This is a genomic window from Lentzea sp. NPDC051213, assembly GCF_044455585.1.
Taxonomy (GTDB): domain Bacteria; phylum Actinomycetota; class Actinomycetes; order Mycobacteriales; family Pseudonocardiaceae; genus Lentzea.
The window spans coordinates 56788-73066 of sequence record NZ_JBITEX010000002.1 but is presented as its reverse complement, the minus strand read 5'-3'; the positions used below and the strand labels follow the sequence as shown (position 1 = coordinate 73066).

The window sequence follows — 16279 nt, the reverse complement described above, 5'->3', positions numbered from 1 at the left end:
GCTGACCAGGACCATGCTGAGCGCATGACCCGACTGCGCACCGCGATCCCCGGTCCGAAATCGCTGGAACTCCAGGCGCGGCGAAAGCAGGCCGTCGCCGCCGGTGTCGGCTCGACGCTGCCCGTCTACATCGACTCGGCCGACGACGGCCTGCTGGTCGACGTCGACGGCAACCAGCTCATCGACCTCGGCTCCGGCATCGCCGTGACGAACGTCGGCAACCCGGCGCCGGCGGTGGCCGAGGCGGTGCACGCGCAGATCGACAGGTTCAGCCACACCTGCTTCATGATCACCCCGTACGAGGGCTACCTCGAGGTGTGCGAGGAGCTCAACGCCCTCACGCCGGGCGACCACGAGAAGCGGTCGGTGCTGTTCAACTCGGGTGCGGAGGCCGTGGAGAACGCGGTCAAGATCGCGCGGCACGTCACCGGCAGGCAGGCCGTCGTGGTGTTCGACCACGGCTACCACGGCCGGACGAACCTCACGATGGCGTTGACCGCCAAGAACATGCCGTACAAGCACCGGTTCGGGCCGTTCGCGCCCGAGGTCTACCGGGTGCCGACGTCCTACCCGCTGCACGACGGCCTGACCGGCGCCGAGGCCGCGCAGCGAGCCATCGCGGCGATCGAGAAGCAGGTGGGCGCGGACAACACCGCCGCCGTCGTGATCGAGCCGATCCAGGGCGAGGGCGGGTTCATCGCGCCCGCCGAGGGGTTCCTGCCCGCGGTCGCCCAGTGGTGCCGTGAGCGTGGCGTCCTGTTCGTGGCCGACGAGATCCAGACCGGCTTCTGCCGCACCGGTGACTGGTTCGCCTCCGACCACGAAGGCGTCGTGCCCGACCTGATCACCACGGCGAAGGGCATCGCGGGCGGGCTTCCGCTGGCCGCCGTGACGGGTCGCGCCGAGATCATGGACGCCGTCCACATCGGCGGGCTCGGCGGCACCTACGGCGGCAACCCCGTCGCCTGCGCCGCTGCTCTCGGCGCCATCCGCACGATGCGCGAGCGCGACCTCAACGCCGCCGCGCGCCGCATCGAGGAGACGGTCCTGTCGCGCCTGCGTGCCATCGCCGAGAAGACCGACATCATCGCGGACATCCGCGGCCGCGGCGCGATGCTCGCGATCGAGTTCACCGAACGCACCCCCGATGTCGCCGCGCGCGTGGCGAAGGCGTGCCACGAACAGGGTGTCGTCGTGCTGACGTGCGGCACGTACGGCAACGTGATCCGTCTGCTGCCCCCGCTGGTCATCCCGGACGACCTGCTCGCCGAAGGCCTCGACGTGCTCGAAGGAGCTCTGCTCGCATGATCCCGTTCACCACCCCCGAAGACGTCGAGACCGCGGTCGCGAAGGCCGCGGCGGTCGCGCCCGAGTTCGCCGCGCTGCCCGCGCACCGCAAGGCCGCCGCGCTCGACCACGTGTCACGGCGACTGGCCGAGCGTGCGGAGGAGTTCGCGCAGGCCATCAACGACGACTCCGGCAAGCCGCTGAAGTGGGCGCGCATCGAGGTGACGCGCGCGATCTCCACGTTCCGCTGGGCTTCCGAGGAGGCGCGCCGGTTCTCGGGCGAGCTGCAGCGCCTCGACACCGACCCGTCCGCCGAAGGCCGCCTGGCCCTGGTGCGCCGGGTGCCGCGCGGGCCCGTGCTGGGCATCGCGCCGTTCAACTTCCCGCTGAACCTGGTGGCGCACAAGGTCGCTCCGGCCCTCGCGGCCGGTGCGCCGATCGTGTTGAAGCCCGCGCCGGCCACGCCGAAGGTCGCGTTCCTGCTCGGCGAACTGCTGGCCGAGACGGACCTTCCGGACGGCGCGTGGGCGGTGCTGCACCTGTCCAATGAGGACACCGCGCGCCTCGTCGAGGACCCGCGGCTGCCGGTGGTCTCGTTCACCGGTTCCGGCCCGGTCGGCTGGGGCATCAAGGAACGCGTGCCGCGCAAGCACGTGACGCTGGAGCTCGGCGGCAACGCGGCCGCGATCGTCGCCCCCGACTGGCAGGACGTCGAGTTCGCGGCGCAGCGCATCGCCACGTTCGCGATGTACCAGGCTGGTCAGTCGTGCATCTCGGTGCAGCGCGTCTACGTGCACACCGACGTCTACGACGCCGTGTCCGAGGCCGTCGTGCAGCACGTGCGGAAGCTCGACGTGGCAGGCGATGTCGGCCCGCTGATCAACGACGCCGCGGCCGACCGGGTCGAGGCGTGGGTGGCCGAGGCCCAGGCCACGGTCCTGACCGGCGGCACGCGGGACGGCCGCACCTACGCGCCGACCGTGCTGACAGACGTGCCGGAGGACGCGAAGGTGAGCGCCGAGGAGGTGTTCGGCCCGGTCGTGACGCTGACGAGAGTGGACAGCGTCGAGGAGGCGTTCGACCGCGTCAACGCTTCCCGCTACGGCCTGCAGGCCGGGCTGTTCACGAACGACGTGCGGCTGGCTTTCCGTGCCGCGCAACGGCTCCAGGTCGGCGGCGTGATCGTCGGCGACGTGCCCAGCTACCGCGCGGACCAGATGCCGTACGGCGGCGTGAAGGAGTCCGGTATCGGTCGCGAGGGACTCCGCGCGGCCATGGACGACCTCACGGAGCCCCGCGTGCTCGTGCTGACGGGCCTGGAGCTCTAAACGCCCGCTGTGGCGCGGATCCAGCCGCGGTAGTGCGCAACGCTCGCGTACTGCGTCTTCACGTAGTCGCCGGTCGAGCACACGCCCACCTGGACGCCACCGTCGAGCTGAGGACCGCCGGAGTCACCGTATCCGGCGGTCCCGGTCTCCCACCGGGTCTCGACGGCGACACCGCCGTAGTAGTCGCGCGCCAGGCCGATCACCTTGACCGCGCCCCGTTTGAGGATCGGCGAGATGGAGTCGCAACACTCGTAGTCGGTCGTGCCCCACCCGTAGATGTGGTTCGTGCGCCCGACCGCCGGTGCCTCGTCGGCCAGCCGCACGTACTCGGTGTCCACTCCGGACTCGAGCCGCAGCAGCTGCATGTCGGCCTGCGGGTTCGCGACCGCCTCCGCGACCGCGCGGCGCTCTCCCCTGCCGAGGTTGATGTCGCCGACCCGCACGCTGTCCCCGGAACAGTGCTTCGCGGTCAGCACCCACTCCGGCGCGATGATCGAGCCGGTGCAACCGAACGAACCACCGTTCTCCAACTGGACCGCCCACGGCGCGCTGGCCACGAACTCGCCACCGACGATGTACGGCTTCACGTCGGCGCGCGCCACCGCCGTCGTGCCGGTGACCATCAGGAGCGCGAGGGCGAGTGCTCTCAACTTCATGGCAACCCCTTCGAAGTTCGTCGGCGGCGGCGAACTCGAGGCTGGCACGGTTTACTGACTGACGGATCAGTCGGATATTCGGATGCAACCGCCCGCAGATCACTTCCGTCTAGCCGGATACATCGGATGAATGGGTCGATCGTGACCTTGACTGCGATGATTCACGAGTGGCCGTCACCATCAGGGATGTCGCTCGCCAAGCTCAGGTCTCCGTCTCGACGGTCTCGCGCGCGTTGAGCGCGCCGGGCCTCGTCAAGGAGGCCACCCGGCAACGGGTCCTGGACGTCGTGCGCGGGCTCGGCTACCAGCCGAACCGCGCCGCGCGCAGCCTGATCACCGGCCGCACCGGGAACCTCGGCATCGTGGTGCCCGACCTGGAGAACCCCTTCTACCCCGCCGTGCTGCGCGGCGTGCAGACGCGCGCGGGTGAGGCGGGGACCTCGGTGTTCTTCTGCGACAGCAGGGAGAACCCGGACGCCGAGGAGGAGCTGGTCCGCACGATGGCGGGCCAGGTCGACGGCGTGGTGCTGTGCGCGTCACTGCTGTCCGGCGAGCAGATCGCCGAACTGGCCGCGCTGACACCGTTGGTGCTGATCAACCGCGCGGTGCCGGGTGTCTCGTCGGTGCTGATGGACAGCGGGTCCGGCATGGACCAGGTCGTCACCCACCTCGAATCACTGGGCCACAAGGAATACGTCTACCTCGGCGGCCCGGCGCACGCGTGGTCGCACCACCGCAGGCTGCAGGGTCTGCGTGACCGAGCGCGGATGCTCGGGCCGTTCGAACCGAACTTCGCCGGCGGGGTCGCGGCGGCCGAACAGGCGCTGCAGACCGGCGCGACGGCGTTCATCGCCTACAACGACCTGATGGCGCTGGGCGTGCTGAGCCACCTGGCATCGCGCGACATCAAGGTGCCGCAGCAGATCAGCGTGACCGGCTTCGACGACATCCTGTACGCGGCCATGTGCTCGCCCGCGCTGACGACCGTCGCGATGCCGACGGAGGAGGCCGGCAAGGTCGCCGTGGATCTGCTGGCCGACCTGCTCGACGGCGGACCGGCCGAGAGCCGCGAGCTTCCGACAAAGCTCGTGATCCGCGCAAGCACGCTCAAACATCCGATGTTCGCTTGACGCCGTAACGACGACCGGGAATGCTTCACCTCACCCCGCCGCCTGGGCCCGTAGGAGGAGCAGGTAGTGAGGACAGCACGTTTCCTCGGCATTCTCGCCGTGTCGTTGGCGTTGATAGCCCCCGCAAACGCTGCAGCAGCACCAGCCGACTGGTCGAAAGCCGTCGTCGACTCGACCATGAAGCGCTACACCCCGGACAAGCTCGGCGGCTGGGGCTACACGCGCGGTCTGTACCTGTACGGCCAGTACCTCGTCTACAAGCGCACGGGCGAGAAGAAGTACCTCGACTACATCAAGGCCTGGGTCGACCGCTTCGTGAAGTCCGACGGCAGCATCGACAACGGCTTCACCAACCTGGACGCGATGCGGTCCGCCACCCTGTTCATCGTCCTGCACCAGGAGACGGGGCAGACGAAGTACAAGAAGGCGGCGGACAAGGTCCGGTCGCGCTTCAGTTCCTACCCGCGCACGTCCGACGGCGGCATGTTCCACGCCACCAGCAAGGTCGGCCAGTTGTGGGCGGACGGCGTGTACATGGCACAGCCGTTCATCGCGATGTACGCGAAGGCCTACAACCAGTCGTACGGCTACGACGAGGCTGTCCGCAACATGAAGGCGTACTTCACGCACCTCAAGGCGGACAACGGTCTGCTTTGGCACGCCTACGATGCCGACGGCTCCGAGTCGTGGGCGAACAACCCCGGCAAGCACTCCTCGGAACACTGGGCACGCGCCATCGGCTGGTTCGGGATGACCGCCACAGACCTGTTGGAGATCCTGCCCGCCGACCACCCCGGTCGGACGGACCTCGTCAACATGGTCAAACACCTCGCCGTGGGCTACACGCGCTACCAGGACCAGGCGACCGGACGGTGGTGCCAGATCGTCGACAGGTGCTCGAACTCCAAGAACTGGACCGAGACATCAGCGTCGTCGATGTACACCTTCATGCTGTCGCGCGGCGTGGAACGCGGCTACATCGACGCGTCCTACGGTGCCGTCGCGGCAAAGGGCTACCAGGGAGTGCTCGCGAAGGCCTCGGTCGGCTCTGACGGCCTGACCAACATCCGCGACATCTCCGAGGGCACCAACGTCGGCAACGCCGACTACTACTACGCCCGTCCGCGAAACACGAACGACTTCCACGGTCTGGGCGCATTCCTCATCATGAACGAGCAACTCGCTCGGACCGGCTAACCACTCCCAGCCGCGGGGGAGTGACTTCGGGTGACTCCCCCGCGTGCGGCTGTGGAGTGCTCTCTAGTCGTAGCCGCGAATGTGGCCGTCTTCGTCGGCGAGAATTTCGTGGCGATCCATCTCGGGCTCCTTCCGTCGTGGCTGACATCACAAAGGTAGAGGGTCAACGTCGTCCTGTGGAGTGAATTTGCACCGCAACCGGGGTAGTTGGGACTAACCCAAGGGGGTCGTAGGGGTGACCCCGATCACCTGCCCCTGCTGTGGCTTGCGTCACACCCAAAGGCTAGCTCACGGCTACACAGCGCCTATCAAGACGGGAGATTTGACCCAACGGGTTGCTTCGCATGACCCATATGGGGGACAAAACCTGTCATGCGAACGATGCTCACCGTAATCGCCGTGGGTGCAGCCCTACTGGTCCCGGCGACCCCTGCACTGGCCGCGGACCCCGTTGCCAAGACGGTAGAACTGCTGAACTCCTACCGCGCGAAGCACGGCGTAGCCGCTCTCTCGCTCGATTCCGAAGTGTCAAGGAAAGCTCAGGAATGGGCAGATCACCTGCACGAATCAGACGCTTTCGAGCACCGTCCCGACAACCCGTACAGCGAAAACCTGTACTGGACCAGCAGCCGCACGCGCGCAATCGATACAGTCGCCACAAAGGCGCTGCAGAGCTGGTACGGCGAATCCCGCGGCTATGACTACGCCAAAGAGATGACGCAGGACAACGTCGACTACAGCGTGCTGCACTTCACCGCGATGGTCTGGAAGTCGTCCGACCGCGTGGGCGTCGGCCTGAAGCAGGGCGTCAACGGCACGTACGTCGTGCTCAACTTCGCCGAGCGCGGCAACACACTCAACCGGTTCGTGGCCAACGTGCTCCCGCCGTGTTGTTGACGAACACCGAAGCACTACTCAGCGCAGTCCCGCGGTCTCCGTGACGGCCCGCAGCGCGGCCACGACGGCCGAGTACGGCGGCAGGAACGGTTTCTCCGCCGGCGGGTCGCCGAGCCACCCCACCCCGCCGCGGTCGATGCGTGACGGCGGCAGCGGCACGAGGGTCCCCAGCCGGTGGGTCAGCGCGCCGCGCGCCCGCAACCGGATCAGGTTGACCTGCGAGGCCTCGTCGGCGGACGTCGTGAGGACGAGCCAGCGCCCCGGCGCGCCGGGCAGCGCCACCACGGGCCCGCCGAGCATCCGCACCGACAGGTAGTGCTGCACCTCCCCGCCGATGCCGGCCGCGAGCTCGACGGCGGAGACCTGGTGGTCAGTTGTCAGCAGCAGCCGGTTCTCCGAGCGCAGCACGAGCCAGCCCCAGTCCGAGTAACGCTCGAGGGCACTGGAGAACGTGTCGAGTTGCGGCAATACTCCCTTAGGCGAGTTCATCGATCTCACCCTCACTTGATTAGATGTAACTCCGATCACATGATTTGACTCTCCGCCGCCATGAACTCACTATCGGGCCGCCATCGGCACACTTGAACGGGGCTTGAGAGCGTGACTCACCTGCAACAACGTCATGTCACCATGATCGCGCTGGGCGGCGTGATCGGCGCGGGTCTGTTCGTCGGGACAGGTGCGGGCATCGCGGTCGCCGGACCGGCCGTACTCATCTCATTTGGTCTCGCCGGAATTCTCGCGCTGCTCGTCATGCGCATGCTCGGAGAAATGGCGGCAGAACACCCGAGCGGCGGCGCGTTCTCCGTGCACGCGGAAAAGGCGATCGGGCCGTGGGCGGGCTTCACGGTCGGCTGGGTCTACTGGTCGACCGTCGGCGTGGTGCTCGCGGTCGAGGCGACCGGGGCCGCGAAGATCGCCGCGGGCTGGGTGCCCGCGGTGCCGCAGTGGATCTGGGTGCTGCTGTTCATGTCCGTGCTGACGGCGGTGAACCTCGCGCAGGTCAGCAACTTCGGCGAGTTCGAGTTCTGGTTCGCCGGTCTCAAGATCGCCGCGATCGTGCTGTTCCTGGCGCTCGGCGCCGCCGCGATCCTCGGCCTGCTGCCCGGCGTCGACTCCCCCGGCCTCACGAACCTCCAGGACTTCCTGCCCAACGGCTGGGGCGGGGTCATCGCCGGGTTGATGGCCGTGGTGTTCGCGTTCGGCGGCCTGGAGGTCGTCACGATCGCCGCCGCGGACGCCGAGGACCCGAAGCACGCCATCGGCAAGGCCGTGCGCACCTCGATCACCCGGCTGCTGGTCTTCTACCTCGGCTCAATGGCCGTAGTGGTGACCCTGCTGCCGTGGAACGACTCCAAGGTGGGCGCCAGCCCGTACGTGGCGGTGCTCGACCGGATCGGCATCCCCGGCGCCGGGCAGATCATGAACGTCGTCATCTTCGTCGCGCTGCTCAGCGCCATCAACGCCACCCTGTACGGCGCCGCCCGCATGCTCTGCTCGCTCGCCGAACGCGGCGAGGCGCCGAAGGTGCTGCTGAACAGGAAGAACGGTGTGCCGCGCAACGCCGTGCTGACGTCGGTGTCGTTCGGCTTCATCTCGGTGCTGCTGAACTACCTGTGGCCGGACACGGTGTTCCTGCTGCTGCTCAACGCCGCCGGCTCGGCGCTGCTGGTGGTCTGGGGGTTCATCGCGGTGTCCCAGCTGAGGATGCGCCGCACGATCGCGAACCCGACGGTGCCCATGTGGGGCTACCCGTATCTCACCTGGCTGGCGCTGGCCGGGATCGTCACGATCATGCTGCTGATGCTGCGCGACGAGCAGGCCCGCGTGCAGATCCTGTCCACGGGCGTGCTCGTCGCCGTCATCGCGGCGGTCGCGGTCAGCAGGTCAGCTTTGCGGCGGCGTAGTCTCCACGATCGAATCTGACGCCGTCACCGCTGTCGTTGACGACGAGCCGCAGGAACCGGGCCCCCTTCAACGATCCCGAGATGTGCACGGCGTCGTCCTTCCAGGTGCGCAGGCCGCTGTCGGCGACCTTCGTGCCGTCCGCCCACACCTCGAAGATCGCCGAGCCCAGCTGGTTCACGTCGCGCTCGTCGTCGATGCCGACGTCGGACGAGAACGTGGTGCAGCGCCCACCGAGGTAGAGGATCAGCTCGGCGTTGGCGTGCGCGCCGAGCCCCTTCTCGTAGGTCTTGCCGTTGATGGTCAGCGTCTTGCCGTCGCCACCGACGTAGCCGCCGTTGGACCGGTCGCGCTCGACCGGTCCGTAACCGCTGCGCTCCTTGGCGAACTGGACGTCGCTGGCCCACAGCTCACCGCCCGACGGTGGCGCGACGGGTACGAGCACCCCGGCGTCCACGGGGCGCGTCAGCTTGCCGTGCCCCGCCCACGTGACGCCCAGCGAGCCGTTCAGCAGGTGCTCGCCGGGTGTCACGCCCGCCGGTGGCGTCACCTTCCACTTTCCCTGCACGGACTGGGAGGTCAGCAGCACCGGCGCCCGTTCCGACGAGAGCTGCTCGACCTGCCAGCCCGCGGGTGCCCGGAACGTCGTGGCGGCGTTCAGGACCGGGATCGGCGCCTGGTTGGTCGCGGTCACGGTGGCGACGAACGGCTCACCGGCCGGGGTGATCGTGCTCGGGATGCCGGCGTGCCGCGGCGCGATGTCCAGCTGGGCGTCGATCGCGGGCTCGTGCCTGTACCAGTCCCGTGACGCCTTGACCCGGAAGATCGCGGTGCCGTGCGGCGGCAACGCGGCCGAGATCTGGCCGGCGGACTGAAAGTTCTTGTGCTGCCACAGGTCACGCACGGTGTAGCCGGTGCTGCGCGGCAGCCCGAGGTCGCGGGCCGTCGTGGAGATCGTCGCGTTCACCTCGGACTCGTTGAACAGCGCCACCGCCTTGTCGCCGTTGGCCAAGGGCTTCACGAACACCCAGTGCCCGTCCTTCTGGTGGATCACCTTGCCCTGGACGCCGAGCCGGTCCTGGTTGATCGCGATGATCTCCTTGTTGCGCAGGACGTCGAAGTGTTCCTGCGAGACCTTGCGCAGGTCCGCGCCGATCAGCAGCGGGGCGGCCATGATCGACCACAGCGCGAAGTGACTGCGGTACTCGGTCGTGGTCTGCCGGCCGTTGCCGACCTCCAGCATGTCGGGGTCGTTCCAGTGGCCGGGACCCGCATAGGCGTCGAGCGGCGCGTTGAGCTTGATGATCTCGACGGTCTTGGACCACGTGTCGTTGATGTCACCGGTGGTGCGCCACAGGTGACCGACGCCCTTGCCCCACTCCCACGGCTTGTTCTGGCCCCACTCGCAGATCGAGTAGACGATCGGGCGGCCGGTCTTCTTCAGCGCGTCCCGCATCTTCGTGTAGCGCTCCAGCGCGGGACGGCCCTGGTTGTTGCAGTTGTCGTACTTGAGGTAGTCGACGCCCCAGTCCGCGAACGTCTGCGCGTCGATCTCCTCGTGGTCCAGCGCGCCCGGCATCGTCTTCGCGCACGTCTGCGTGCCGGCGCTGGTGTAGATGCCGAACTTGAGGCCGCGGGCGTGGATGTAGTCGCCGAGCGCCTTCATGCCGCTGGGGAACCGGACCGGGTGGTTGCGCAGCCGCCCGGTCGCGGGGTCGCGGGTGAGGTCCGCCCAGCAGTCGTCGACGTTGACGTACTGGTAGCCCGCCTCCTTGAGGCCCTTGGACACGAAGATGTCCGCCATGTCGCGGATCATCTGCTCGTTGATGTCGCAGCCGGTGGTGTTCCAGTTGTTGAAGCCCATCGGCGGCGTCAGTGCCAGCGTCGGGTCGGCGGCGGGTTCCGTTGCGGTGGCAGGGAGGACGGGCACGGTCACGCAGGCGGCGACGAGCGCCAGCGCGGTGAGCAGTGATCTCACTTCGGTTTCTCCAGGGTGATCGCGAAGACGTGCAGGCGCGGCCCGCCCGCCTTGGGGAGAGTGACGGCGGAGAGCTCTTTCGCGGCGTCCAGCACCAGCGTCTGGTGGAAGATCGACACCTGCTTCTGCACCGGGCCGGACGGCGTGTGCATCAGAGTCGTGGCAACGGGTTCCGACTCACCGAACTGCGGCCGCTGCTGCCACGCCGTGACCCGGAACCGCGCGGTCGCGGTGCCGTCGGCGTAGGTGAGCGTGCCGTCCGCCTCGACGTTGCCGGTGTCCGCGGCGGCGAGCAGGTGCAGCTTCACGTACTTCCCGGCGGGCAGCGCCAGCGTCTGCCCGTTGGCGATGATGTTGTTCTTGCTCGCCTCGTCGCCGTTGTGGAACTCGAACAGGACGCCGTCGTCGGTCACCGATCCCGTCTGCGGCAGCTGCGCGGCCGGGTAGGTGTTGCCGAGGCCGTCGAAGTTCCCGTCACGGCTGGTGAACTCGTTGGACAGCCCGTCGTTGTCGAGCGCGGCGCTGAGGTCCACCGGCACCGAGCTGCCACCGGGAGGCAACGCGGGCAGCCCCCAGCGCCTGCCAGGCTCGGTGATCCGGACCGGCGCGATGGTGAAGTCGCGCTCCCCCTTGGCGTGGATGATCGCTTCCTGACCGCGCTGGAGGTGCAGCTCGACCACCCCGTTCGCGACGCTCCACCGGGTGCAGCCGCGCACCTCGATCCGGCCCTCGATGCCGGTGCGCACCCGGCACGGCGCGCCGGCCTCGCTGAAGACCCGGACGAACCGCGTCTTTCCCCGGCGCCGCACCGCGCTCACCAAGAACGCGCCTTCGGTCCTCGTGTCGTGGACCGTGACGTCCTGCCAGACCGCGGGGACGGCCGGGAAGATCCGGATCAACCCTCCCCAGCTCTGGATCAGCATGTCCTGCAACGACTTCGCGGCACTCAGTGGTGTTTCGATGACCGGACCCGCCTCGAAGTACATGGTGTTCGGCTGCGCGAATCTGGCCACGAACTCGCGCAGGTGTTTCAGCGCCTCGTCACCGCGCGCCATCTGGGCCGCGATCGACGCGGCACCGGTGAAGGTGAAGCCGCGCAACGATCCTTCGAAGCTCAGCCAGTGCTTCAGCGAGCGTTCGATGAGGTCGCGGCGTTCCGGTTGCTCCCAGTTGACCTCGTGCAACGGGTAGACCGCGAGCATGTGCGAGTAGTGCCGGTGCGACTTCGCGAACGGCACCCCCGCGCCGATCATGAACCCGCCCGCGTCGGCGGGGTACTCGACGAGCTGGTCGAGAACCTCCTGCCACCGCACCGCGAGCGGGTCGGCGATCTGGAGGACCTTCGCCGACTCGAGGAGCGTCCGGCACGACCACCGCAGCAGGGCGAGGTCGTAGTTGCAGTCCGGTGCCACGCCGTACTCGGGCGAGTAGGTGGGCAGCAGGTGCAGCTTGCCGTCGTTTCCCTTGCGCAGGAAGTGCAGGTAGTAGTTGGTGGAGCGGCGCAGCACCGGGAAGACGGTGTCCCGGAGGATCCGCTCGTCCATGGTGTGCCGGTAGTGCAGCCACGCGTTGTGCAGCAACCACGGCAGGTTCCCGATCTCCGGGTCCGGCGAGGGATGCAGCGGCGAGCCGACGAAGCCGGCGTCCTGGAACGTGGGGTCGGTGCTGCGCCGCAGCCCCATGGAGTCCGCGCGGAACTCCGGGCGCAGCGCGTCGATCAGGATCTGCTGGTGCTGCGCGATCGTGCGCGGGATCGGGTCGAGTTCGAGGTGGTTGGACGCGAGCACCGGCCAGTACTCGAGCTGGGCGTTGAGGTTGAACCACACCGACGGCCACGGCGTCGGCTCCAGCCACGGCCCGCTGGTGGGCATGATCGGGGCTGCCTGGCGTGCTCCCGAGGCGAGCTTGTACAGCTGGATCCAGTAGAAGCTCTGCGTCAACGCGTCCGGCACCGACACGAAGCTCTTGCGGTAGAAGCGATGCCACCACTGCCGGTGCTGGTACCGCAGCATCTCGGGGAACGACGCCGCGGTGACCGCGTCGCGGACCGCCGCCTCGGCCGTGCGGTCCGGGAACGAGTGGGCGGTGGAGAGCAGGAAGTCCTTGCGCCCGTGGAACTTCCTGATCCGGTACGCCGTGGCCGTCTGGCCGCCCGCGACCATCTCCTGGGTGACGAGTGTGAGCCCGTTCTCGGTGCGGGTGGCAGGTTTGGGGTTGGGCGGGAACGTCGCGGGCGGTGGTTCGCGAATGGTCCGCGGGCTGACCGCGTCGAGCGCCTGGAACGCCAGGGTGAAGTCGCGCTCACCGCTGGTCGGCCGCACCTCCAGGTGCAGCAACGACTTCTCGGCGTGCACGAACGTCCTGACCGCCAGCTCGCCCCTGTCGGTGGTGATCGTGCCGCGCAACTCCGCGTTCCACAGGTCGAGCCGCAGGTCGACGCCGGTGATCCTGCCCTGCGGGGTCAGCAGCACGCGGCCGACCGGCAGCCGGGCCACTCCCCACTCGTTGCCGAACTGGGGCCGGTGATCCTGCACCTCGGCGTGGTCGACGGTGAACCTCAGGGCGTTCGCGCCCGGTTCGCGGTAGACGGCGGTGGCGAGAAAGCCGTTGCCCAGGAACGGACCCTCGTACCAGGCCCGCGGGATCCGCTGCCAGACGAGATCCTGCTCGCCGAGGAACTTCTCCCAGTCGATCCGGGTCCGCACGCCGGCCGCGCTTTTTCCCGGGCTCTTTCCCGGGCTGATTTCCAGGCCGTTTTCCGGGCTGTTCGCCGGGTTCGCCATCGCCCTGGCCGCCGGCCACGCCGTGAGCCCCGCCACAACTCCACCGAGCAATCCACGCCGCGACAGATCCACAGAACACCTTTCAGGTCCGCGGCGGCGGCGACCAAAGATCGGAGGTGTAACTCGATCGCAGCCTAGGACGACCCAATCTGCCGGTCAAGGTCGGTCAAGCCTCGGATGAAACCGTTTGCCGTCAGAAGCGGGCCAGCCGACGAAACATTGGTCGGGAATCTTCCGGCCGAGCACGAGCGGTACGCCAGAACCCTCGACTTGATCCTTGCTCGCGCAACCCTGGAGCGGTGTACTGCGAGCATGACCGCAGTACACCTGACGCAGCTCGACACCATCCGCGCGGTGGAGCAGCGCGTGCTGTGGCTGTCGACCGCGATCGTCGACCACGCCAACCGGGTCCGGCCCAACACCACCGGTGTGAAGGTGGGCGGGCACCAGGCTTCCAGCGCGTCGATCACCAGCATCATGACCGCGCTGTGGTTCGAGCACCTGCGCCCGCAGGACCGCGTGTCGGTCAAGCCGCACGCTTCCCCCGTGCTGCACGCGATCGAGTACCTGCTCGGGCTCCTCGACGACGAGCAGATGACGACTTTGCGCGCCTACAAGGGTTTGCAGAGCTATCCCTCGCGCACCAAGGACCCGGTGCCCGCCGACTACTCCACCGGCTCGGTCGGAATCGGGGCCACCGCGCCGATCTGGGGCGCGCTGTCCCGCCGGTTCGTCGGCGGCCACTTCGCCGAGCAGCCGCTGGGACGTCAGTACTCGTTGGTGGGCGACGCCGAACTGGACGAGGGTGCGTGCTGGGAGGCGATCCTCGACCCGATGGTCGCCAGGCTGGGCGAGATCGTGTGGATCGTCGACTTCAACCGCCAGTCGCTCGACCGCGTGGTCCCCGTCCTGGGCGAGGACCGGATGCGGGCGCTCTTCACGGCCGCGGGCTGGCAGGTCATCACCGTCAAGTACGGCGCCGCGCTGGAGGAGTTGTTCACCCGGCCCGGCGGCGCGGCGCTGCGCGACCGGATCGACACGATGACCAACGCGGAGTACCAGCGGCTTCTGCGCCACACGCCGGACAAGCTCCGCACGTTGTTGCCCGGCACGGACAGCAGCATCACCGCGTTGCTGGACGGCCTCGACGACGATCAGCTCACCACGGCGTTCCGCAGCCTCGGCGGCCACGACCACGCGGCGCTGCGCCAGGCGTTCGAGGCCATCGACGACACCCGGCCCACGGTGATCATCGCCTACACCGTGAAGGGACACGGCCTGCCCACCGCGGGCCACCCGCAGAACCACTCGGCATTGCTGTCACAGGCCCAGTTCGAGGAACTGGCGACACGCTGCGGAACGTCCGCTTCGCAACCCTGGCAACGGTTCGAGCCCGGCACCGCCGAACACGAGCTGTGTGAACGCACCGCCGACCGGCTGCGCCGCGACCCCGTCCCGGCCGCGGAACCTCTTGCCGTGCCAACGGATCTCGGCCGCACGCCGTCCGGAACCGCGACCACCCAGTCGGCACTCGGCCGCACCCTGCTCGACCTGAACCGCGCCGCACCGGCCGTGGGCGCGCGCGTCGTCACCGTCTCCCCGGACGTCAGCTCCAGCACGAACCTCGGTGGCTGGGTCAACAAGGTCGGCATCTGGTCGACCATCGAGGGCGTCGACTGGTTCGCCGACGACGCCGAGACGATCCTGCACTGGCGCGAACGCCCGACCGGCCAGCACATCGAGCTCGGCATCGCGGAGACCAACCTCGTCGGACTTCTCGGCGAGCTCGGCGCGACGTGGAGCCGCTGGGGCCAGCCCTTGCTGCCCATCGGCGTGCTCTACGACCCGTTCGTCACCCGCGCGCTGGAGCCGTGGTCGTTCGGCATCTACGCGGGCGGCCAGTCGATCCTGGTCGGCACCCCGTCCGGCGTGACCCTGGCACCGGAGGGCGGCGCGCACCAGTCGATCATCACGCCGTCCATCGGCATCGAACAACCAGGTTGCACCACCTGGGAACCGGCGTTCGCACTCGACACCGAGTGGTGCCTGCTCGCCGCACTCGGGCAGCTCGGCCGCCCCGGCGGCTCGTCGGCCTACCTCCGGCTGTCCACGCGACCGGTGGACCAGCGGCTCGCGGCCGTTCCGACCGACCCGGCCGCCCGCGAACGACGGCGGCGGCACGTGGTGGCCGGCGGCTATCCGTTGCGCCGCGCCAAGGGAACGCCGACCGCCACCATCGTCACGATGGGCGCTCTCGTGCCGGAAACCCTGCAGGCCGCCGAACGTCTGGCCGGCGTCGGGGCCGACACGGACGTCATCTGCCTGACCAGCCCAGACCTGCTGTTCCGCGCGGTGCAGGCCCGGCGTGGCCGTGGCGAGGCACCGACCTGGATCCTCGACTCGCTCTTCCCGGCGGACCGCGCGGCACCGCTGGTCACCGTGCTCGACGGGCACCCGCACACGCTTGCGTTCCTCGCCGGCCTCACCAAACGCGGCGCGATCCACCTGGGTGTCACGGAGTTCGGGCAGTCAGGCGACCTGGACAGCGTCTACCGCGCACACGGCATCGACACCGACAGCATCATCACCGCGGCACTGGACGTGAGCAGCTAGGCCGATCGGCTCTGGGGCGCCAGCAGCTCGTTGATCGCGTCCAGCGAGATGCCGAGCGCGCCCGCGAGTGCGGCGATGGTGAAGAACGACGGTGTCGGAGCGCGCCCCGTCTCGATCTTGCGCACGGTCTCGGCCGACAACCCGGCGCGGGCCGCGATCTCGACCATGCTCTCGTCGCCGCGGGCATCCCGCAGCAACTGTCCGAGCCGCCGGCCGCGCTCCCGTTCCAGCGACGTCAGGGGGATGCGCACCATACCTGCGGATTCTACGCGAATCCCACAAGTCGAAACGCGCCGAAAACTCCGTTGCGACGCCAGTCGGCCCCGGATTAGGTTCGCTGTACACACGAGAGGAGGTGGTCCGAAGTTGTATAGCTACAGGACTCGTGAGGTGGCTGTCCGCTAGGACCGCCCTCGGTGACGCCTAGCGCAGAACCAGGCAGCCACCCGGCCCCCGGACTTCGAGCGTTGGTCCCGCTCGGCCCGCTTCGGCGGGAGTCGTCCGG

At 68.6% G+C, this 16279-nt stretch carries 12 protein-coding genes; 7 read left to right on the top strand and 5 right to left on the bottom strand.

All coding sequences use genetic code 11. From position 1 onward, the window contains the following. Positions 1-24: 24 nt before the first annotated feature. Positions 25-1308: a 4-aminobutyrate--2-oxoglutarate transaminase gene (gabT, locus tag ACIA8G_RS07145; RefSeq protein WP_396417392.1), complete on the top strand. Its 1284-nt coding sequence runs from the start codon at positions 25-27 to the stop codon at positions 1306-1308. Then, positions 1305-2615 (top strand): aldehyde dehydrogenase family protein, encoded by a 1311-nt coding sequence (locus ACIA8G_RS07140; RefSeq protein WP_396417391.1) that lies wholly within the window; start codon positions 1305-1307, stop codon positions 2613-2615. Before gabT ends, ACIA8G_RS07140 begins: the two co-directional genes overlap by 4 nt. On the opposite strand, the gene ACIA8G_RS07135 is transcribed toward ACIA8G_RS07140, so the two are convergent. After that, positions 2612-3271, bottom strand: coding sequence for a S1 family peptidase (locus ACIA8G_RS07135; RefSeq protein WP_396417390.1), 660 nt, complete (start codon positions 3269-3271; stop codon positions 2612-2614). The two genes, ACIA8G_RS07140 and ACIA8G_RS07135, sit on opposite strands and share 4 nt — an antisense overlap. A gap of 167 nt (positions 3272-3438) precedes the next feature. Here ACIA8G_RS07135 and ACIA8G_RS07130 point away from each other — a divergent pair, with 167 nt between their 5' ends. From ACIA8G_RS07130 to ACIA8G_RS07120, 3 genes are all read left to right on the top strand, one after another. After that, positions 3439-4401 carry a LacI family DNA-binding transcriptional regulator gene (locus ACIA8G_RS07130; protein ID WP_396417389.1) on the top strand — a complete coding sequence of 321 codons (963 nt, stop codon included), beginning with the start codon at positions 3439-3441 and terminating at the stop codon, positions 4399-4401. A gap of 66 nt (positions 4402-4467) precedes the next feature. After that, positions 4468-5598, top strand: coding sequence for a glycoside hydrolase family 105 protein (locus ACIA8G_RS07125; protein ID WP_396417388.1), 1131 nt, complete (start codon positions 4468-4470; stop codon positions 5596-5598). 381 nt (positions 5599-5979) lie between these two features. After that, complete coding sequence (locus tag ACIA8G_RS07120; RefSeq protein WP_396417387.1) at positions 5980-6495, top strand: CAP family protein; 516 nt, start codon at positions 5980-5982, stop codon at positions 6493-6495. An 18-nt stretch (positions 6496-6513) separates the two neighbouring features. On the opposite strand, the gene ACIA8G_RS07115 is transcribed toward ACIA8G_RS07120, so the two are convergent. Beyond that, a complete protein-coding gene (locus ACIA8G_RS07115) occupies positions 6514-6984 on the bottom strand; it encodes a hypothetical protein (RefSeq protein WP_396417386.1) in 471 nt (156 codons plus the stop codon). Positions 6985-7095: 111 nt separating this feature from the next. Here ACIA8G_RS07115 and ACIA8G_RS07110 point away from each other — a divergent pair, with 111 nt between their 5' ends. Then, on the top strand, positions 7096-8421 hold the full coding sequence (locus ACIA8G_RS07110) for an amino acid permease (RefSeq protein WP_396417385.1): 1326 nt from the start codon (positions 7096-7098) through the stop codon (positions 8419-8421). Here ACIA8G_RS07110 and ACIA8G_RS07105 read toward each other — a convergent pair. Continuing rightward, the gene (locus ACIA8G_RS07105) at positions 8375-10378 is read right to left on the bottom strand and encodes an NPCBM/NEW2 domain-containing protein (RefSeq protein ID WP_396417384.1); all 2004 of its coding nucleotides are present in this window, start codon (positions 10376-10378) and stop codon (positions 8375-8377) included. The two genes, ACIA8G_RS07110 and ACIA8G_RS07105, sit on opposite strands and share 47 nt — an antisense overlap. Next, complete coding sequence (locus tag ACIA8G_RS07100; RefSeq protein WP_396417383.1) at positions 10375-13233, bottom strand: glycosyl hydrolase family 95 catalytic domain-containing protein; 2859 nt, start codon at positions 13231-13233, stop codon at positions 10375-10377. Before ACIA8G_RS07100 ends, ACIA8G_RS07105 begins: the two co-directional genes overlap by 4 nt. 240 nt (positions 13234-13473) lie before the next feature. Here ACIA8G_RS07100 and ACIA8G_RS07095 point away from each other — a divergent pair, with 240 nt between their 5' ends. Further along, positions 13474-15774, top strand: a complete 2301-nt coding sequence (locus ACIA8G_RS07095) for a transketolase-like TK C-terminal-containing protein (RefSeq protein WP_396417382.1) — start codon at positions 13474-13476, stop codon at positions 15772-15774. Here ACIA8G_RS07095 and ACIA8G_RS07090 read toward each other — a convergent pair. After that, the gene (locus tag ACIA8G_RS07090) at positions 15771-16028 is read right to left on the bottom strand and encodes a helix-turn-helix domain-containing protein (RefSeq protein ID WP_396417381.1); all 258 of its coding nucleotides are present in this window, start codon (positions 16026-16028) and stop codon (positions 15771-15773) included. The two genes, ACIA8G_RS07095 and ACIA8G_RS07090, sit on opposite strands and share 4 nt — an antisense overlap. Between the last annotated feature and the right edge of the window lie 251 nt (positions 16029-16279).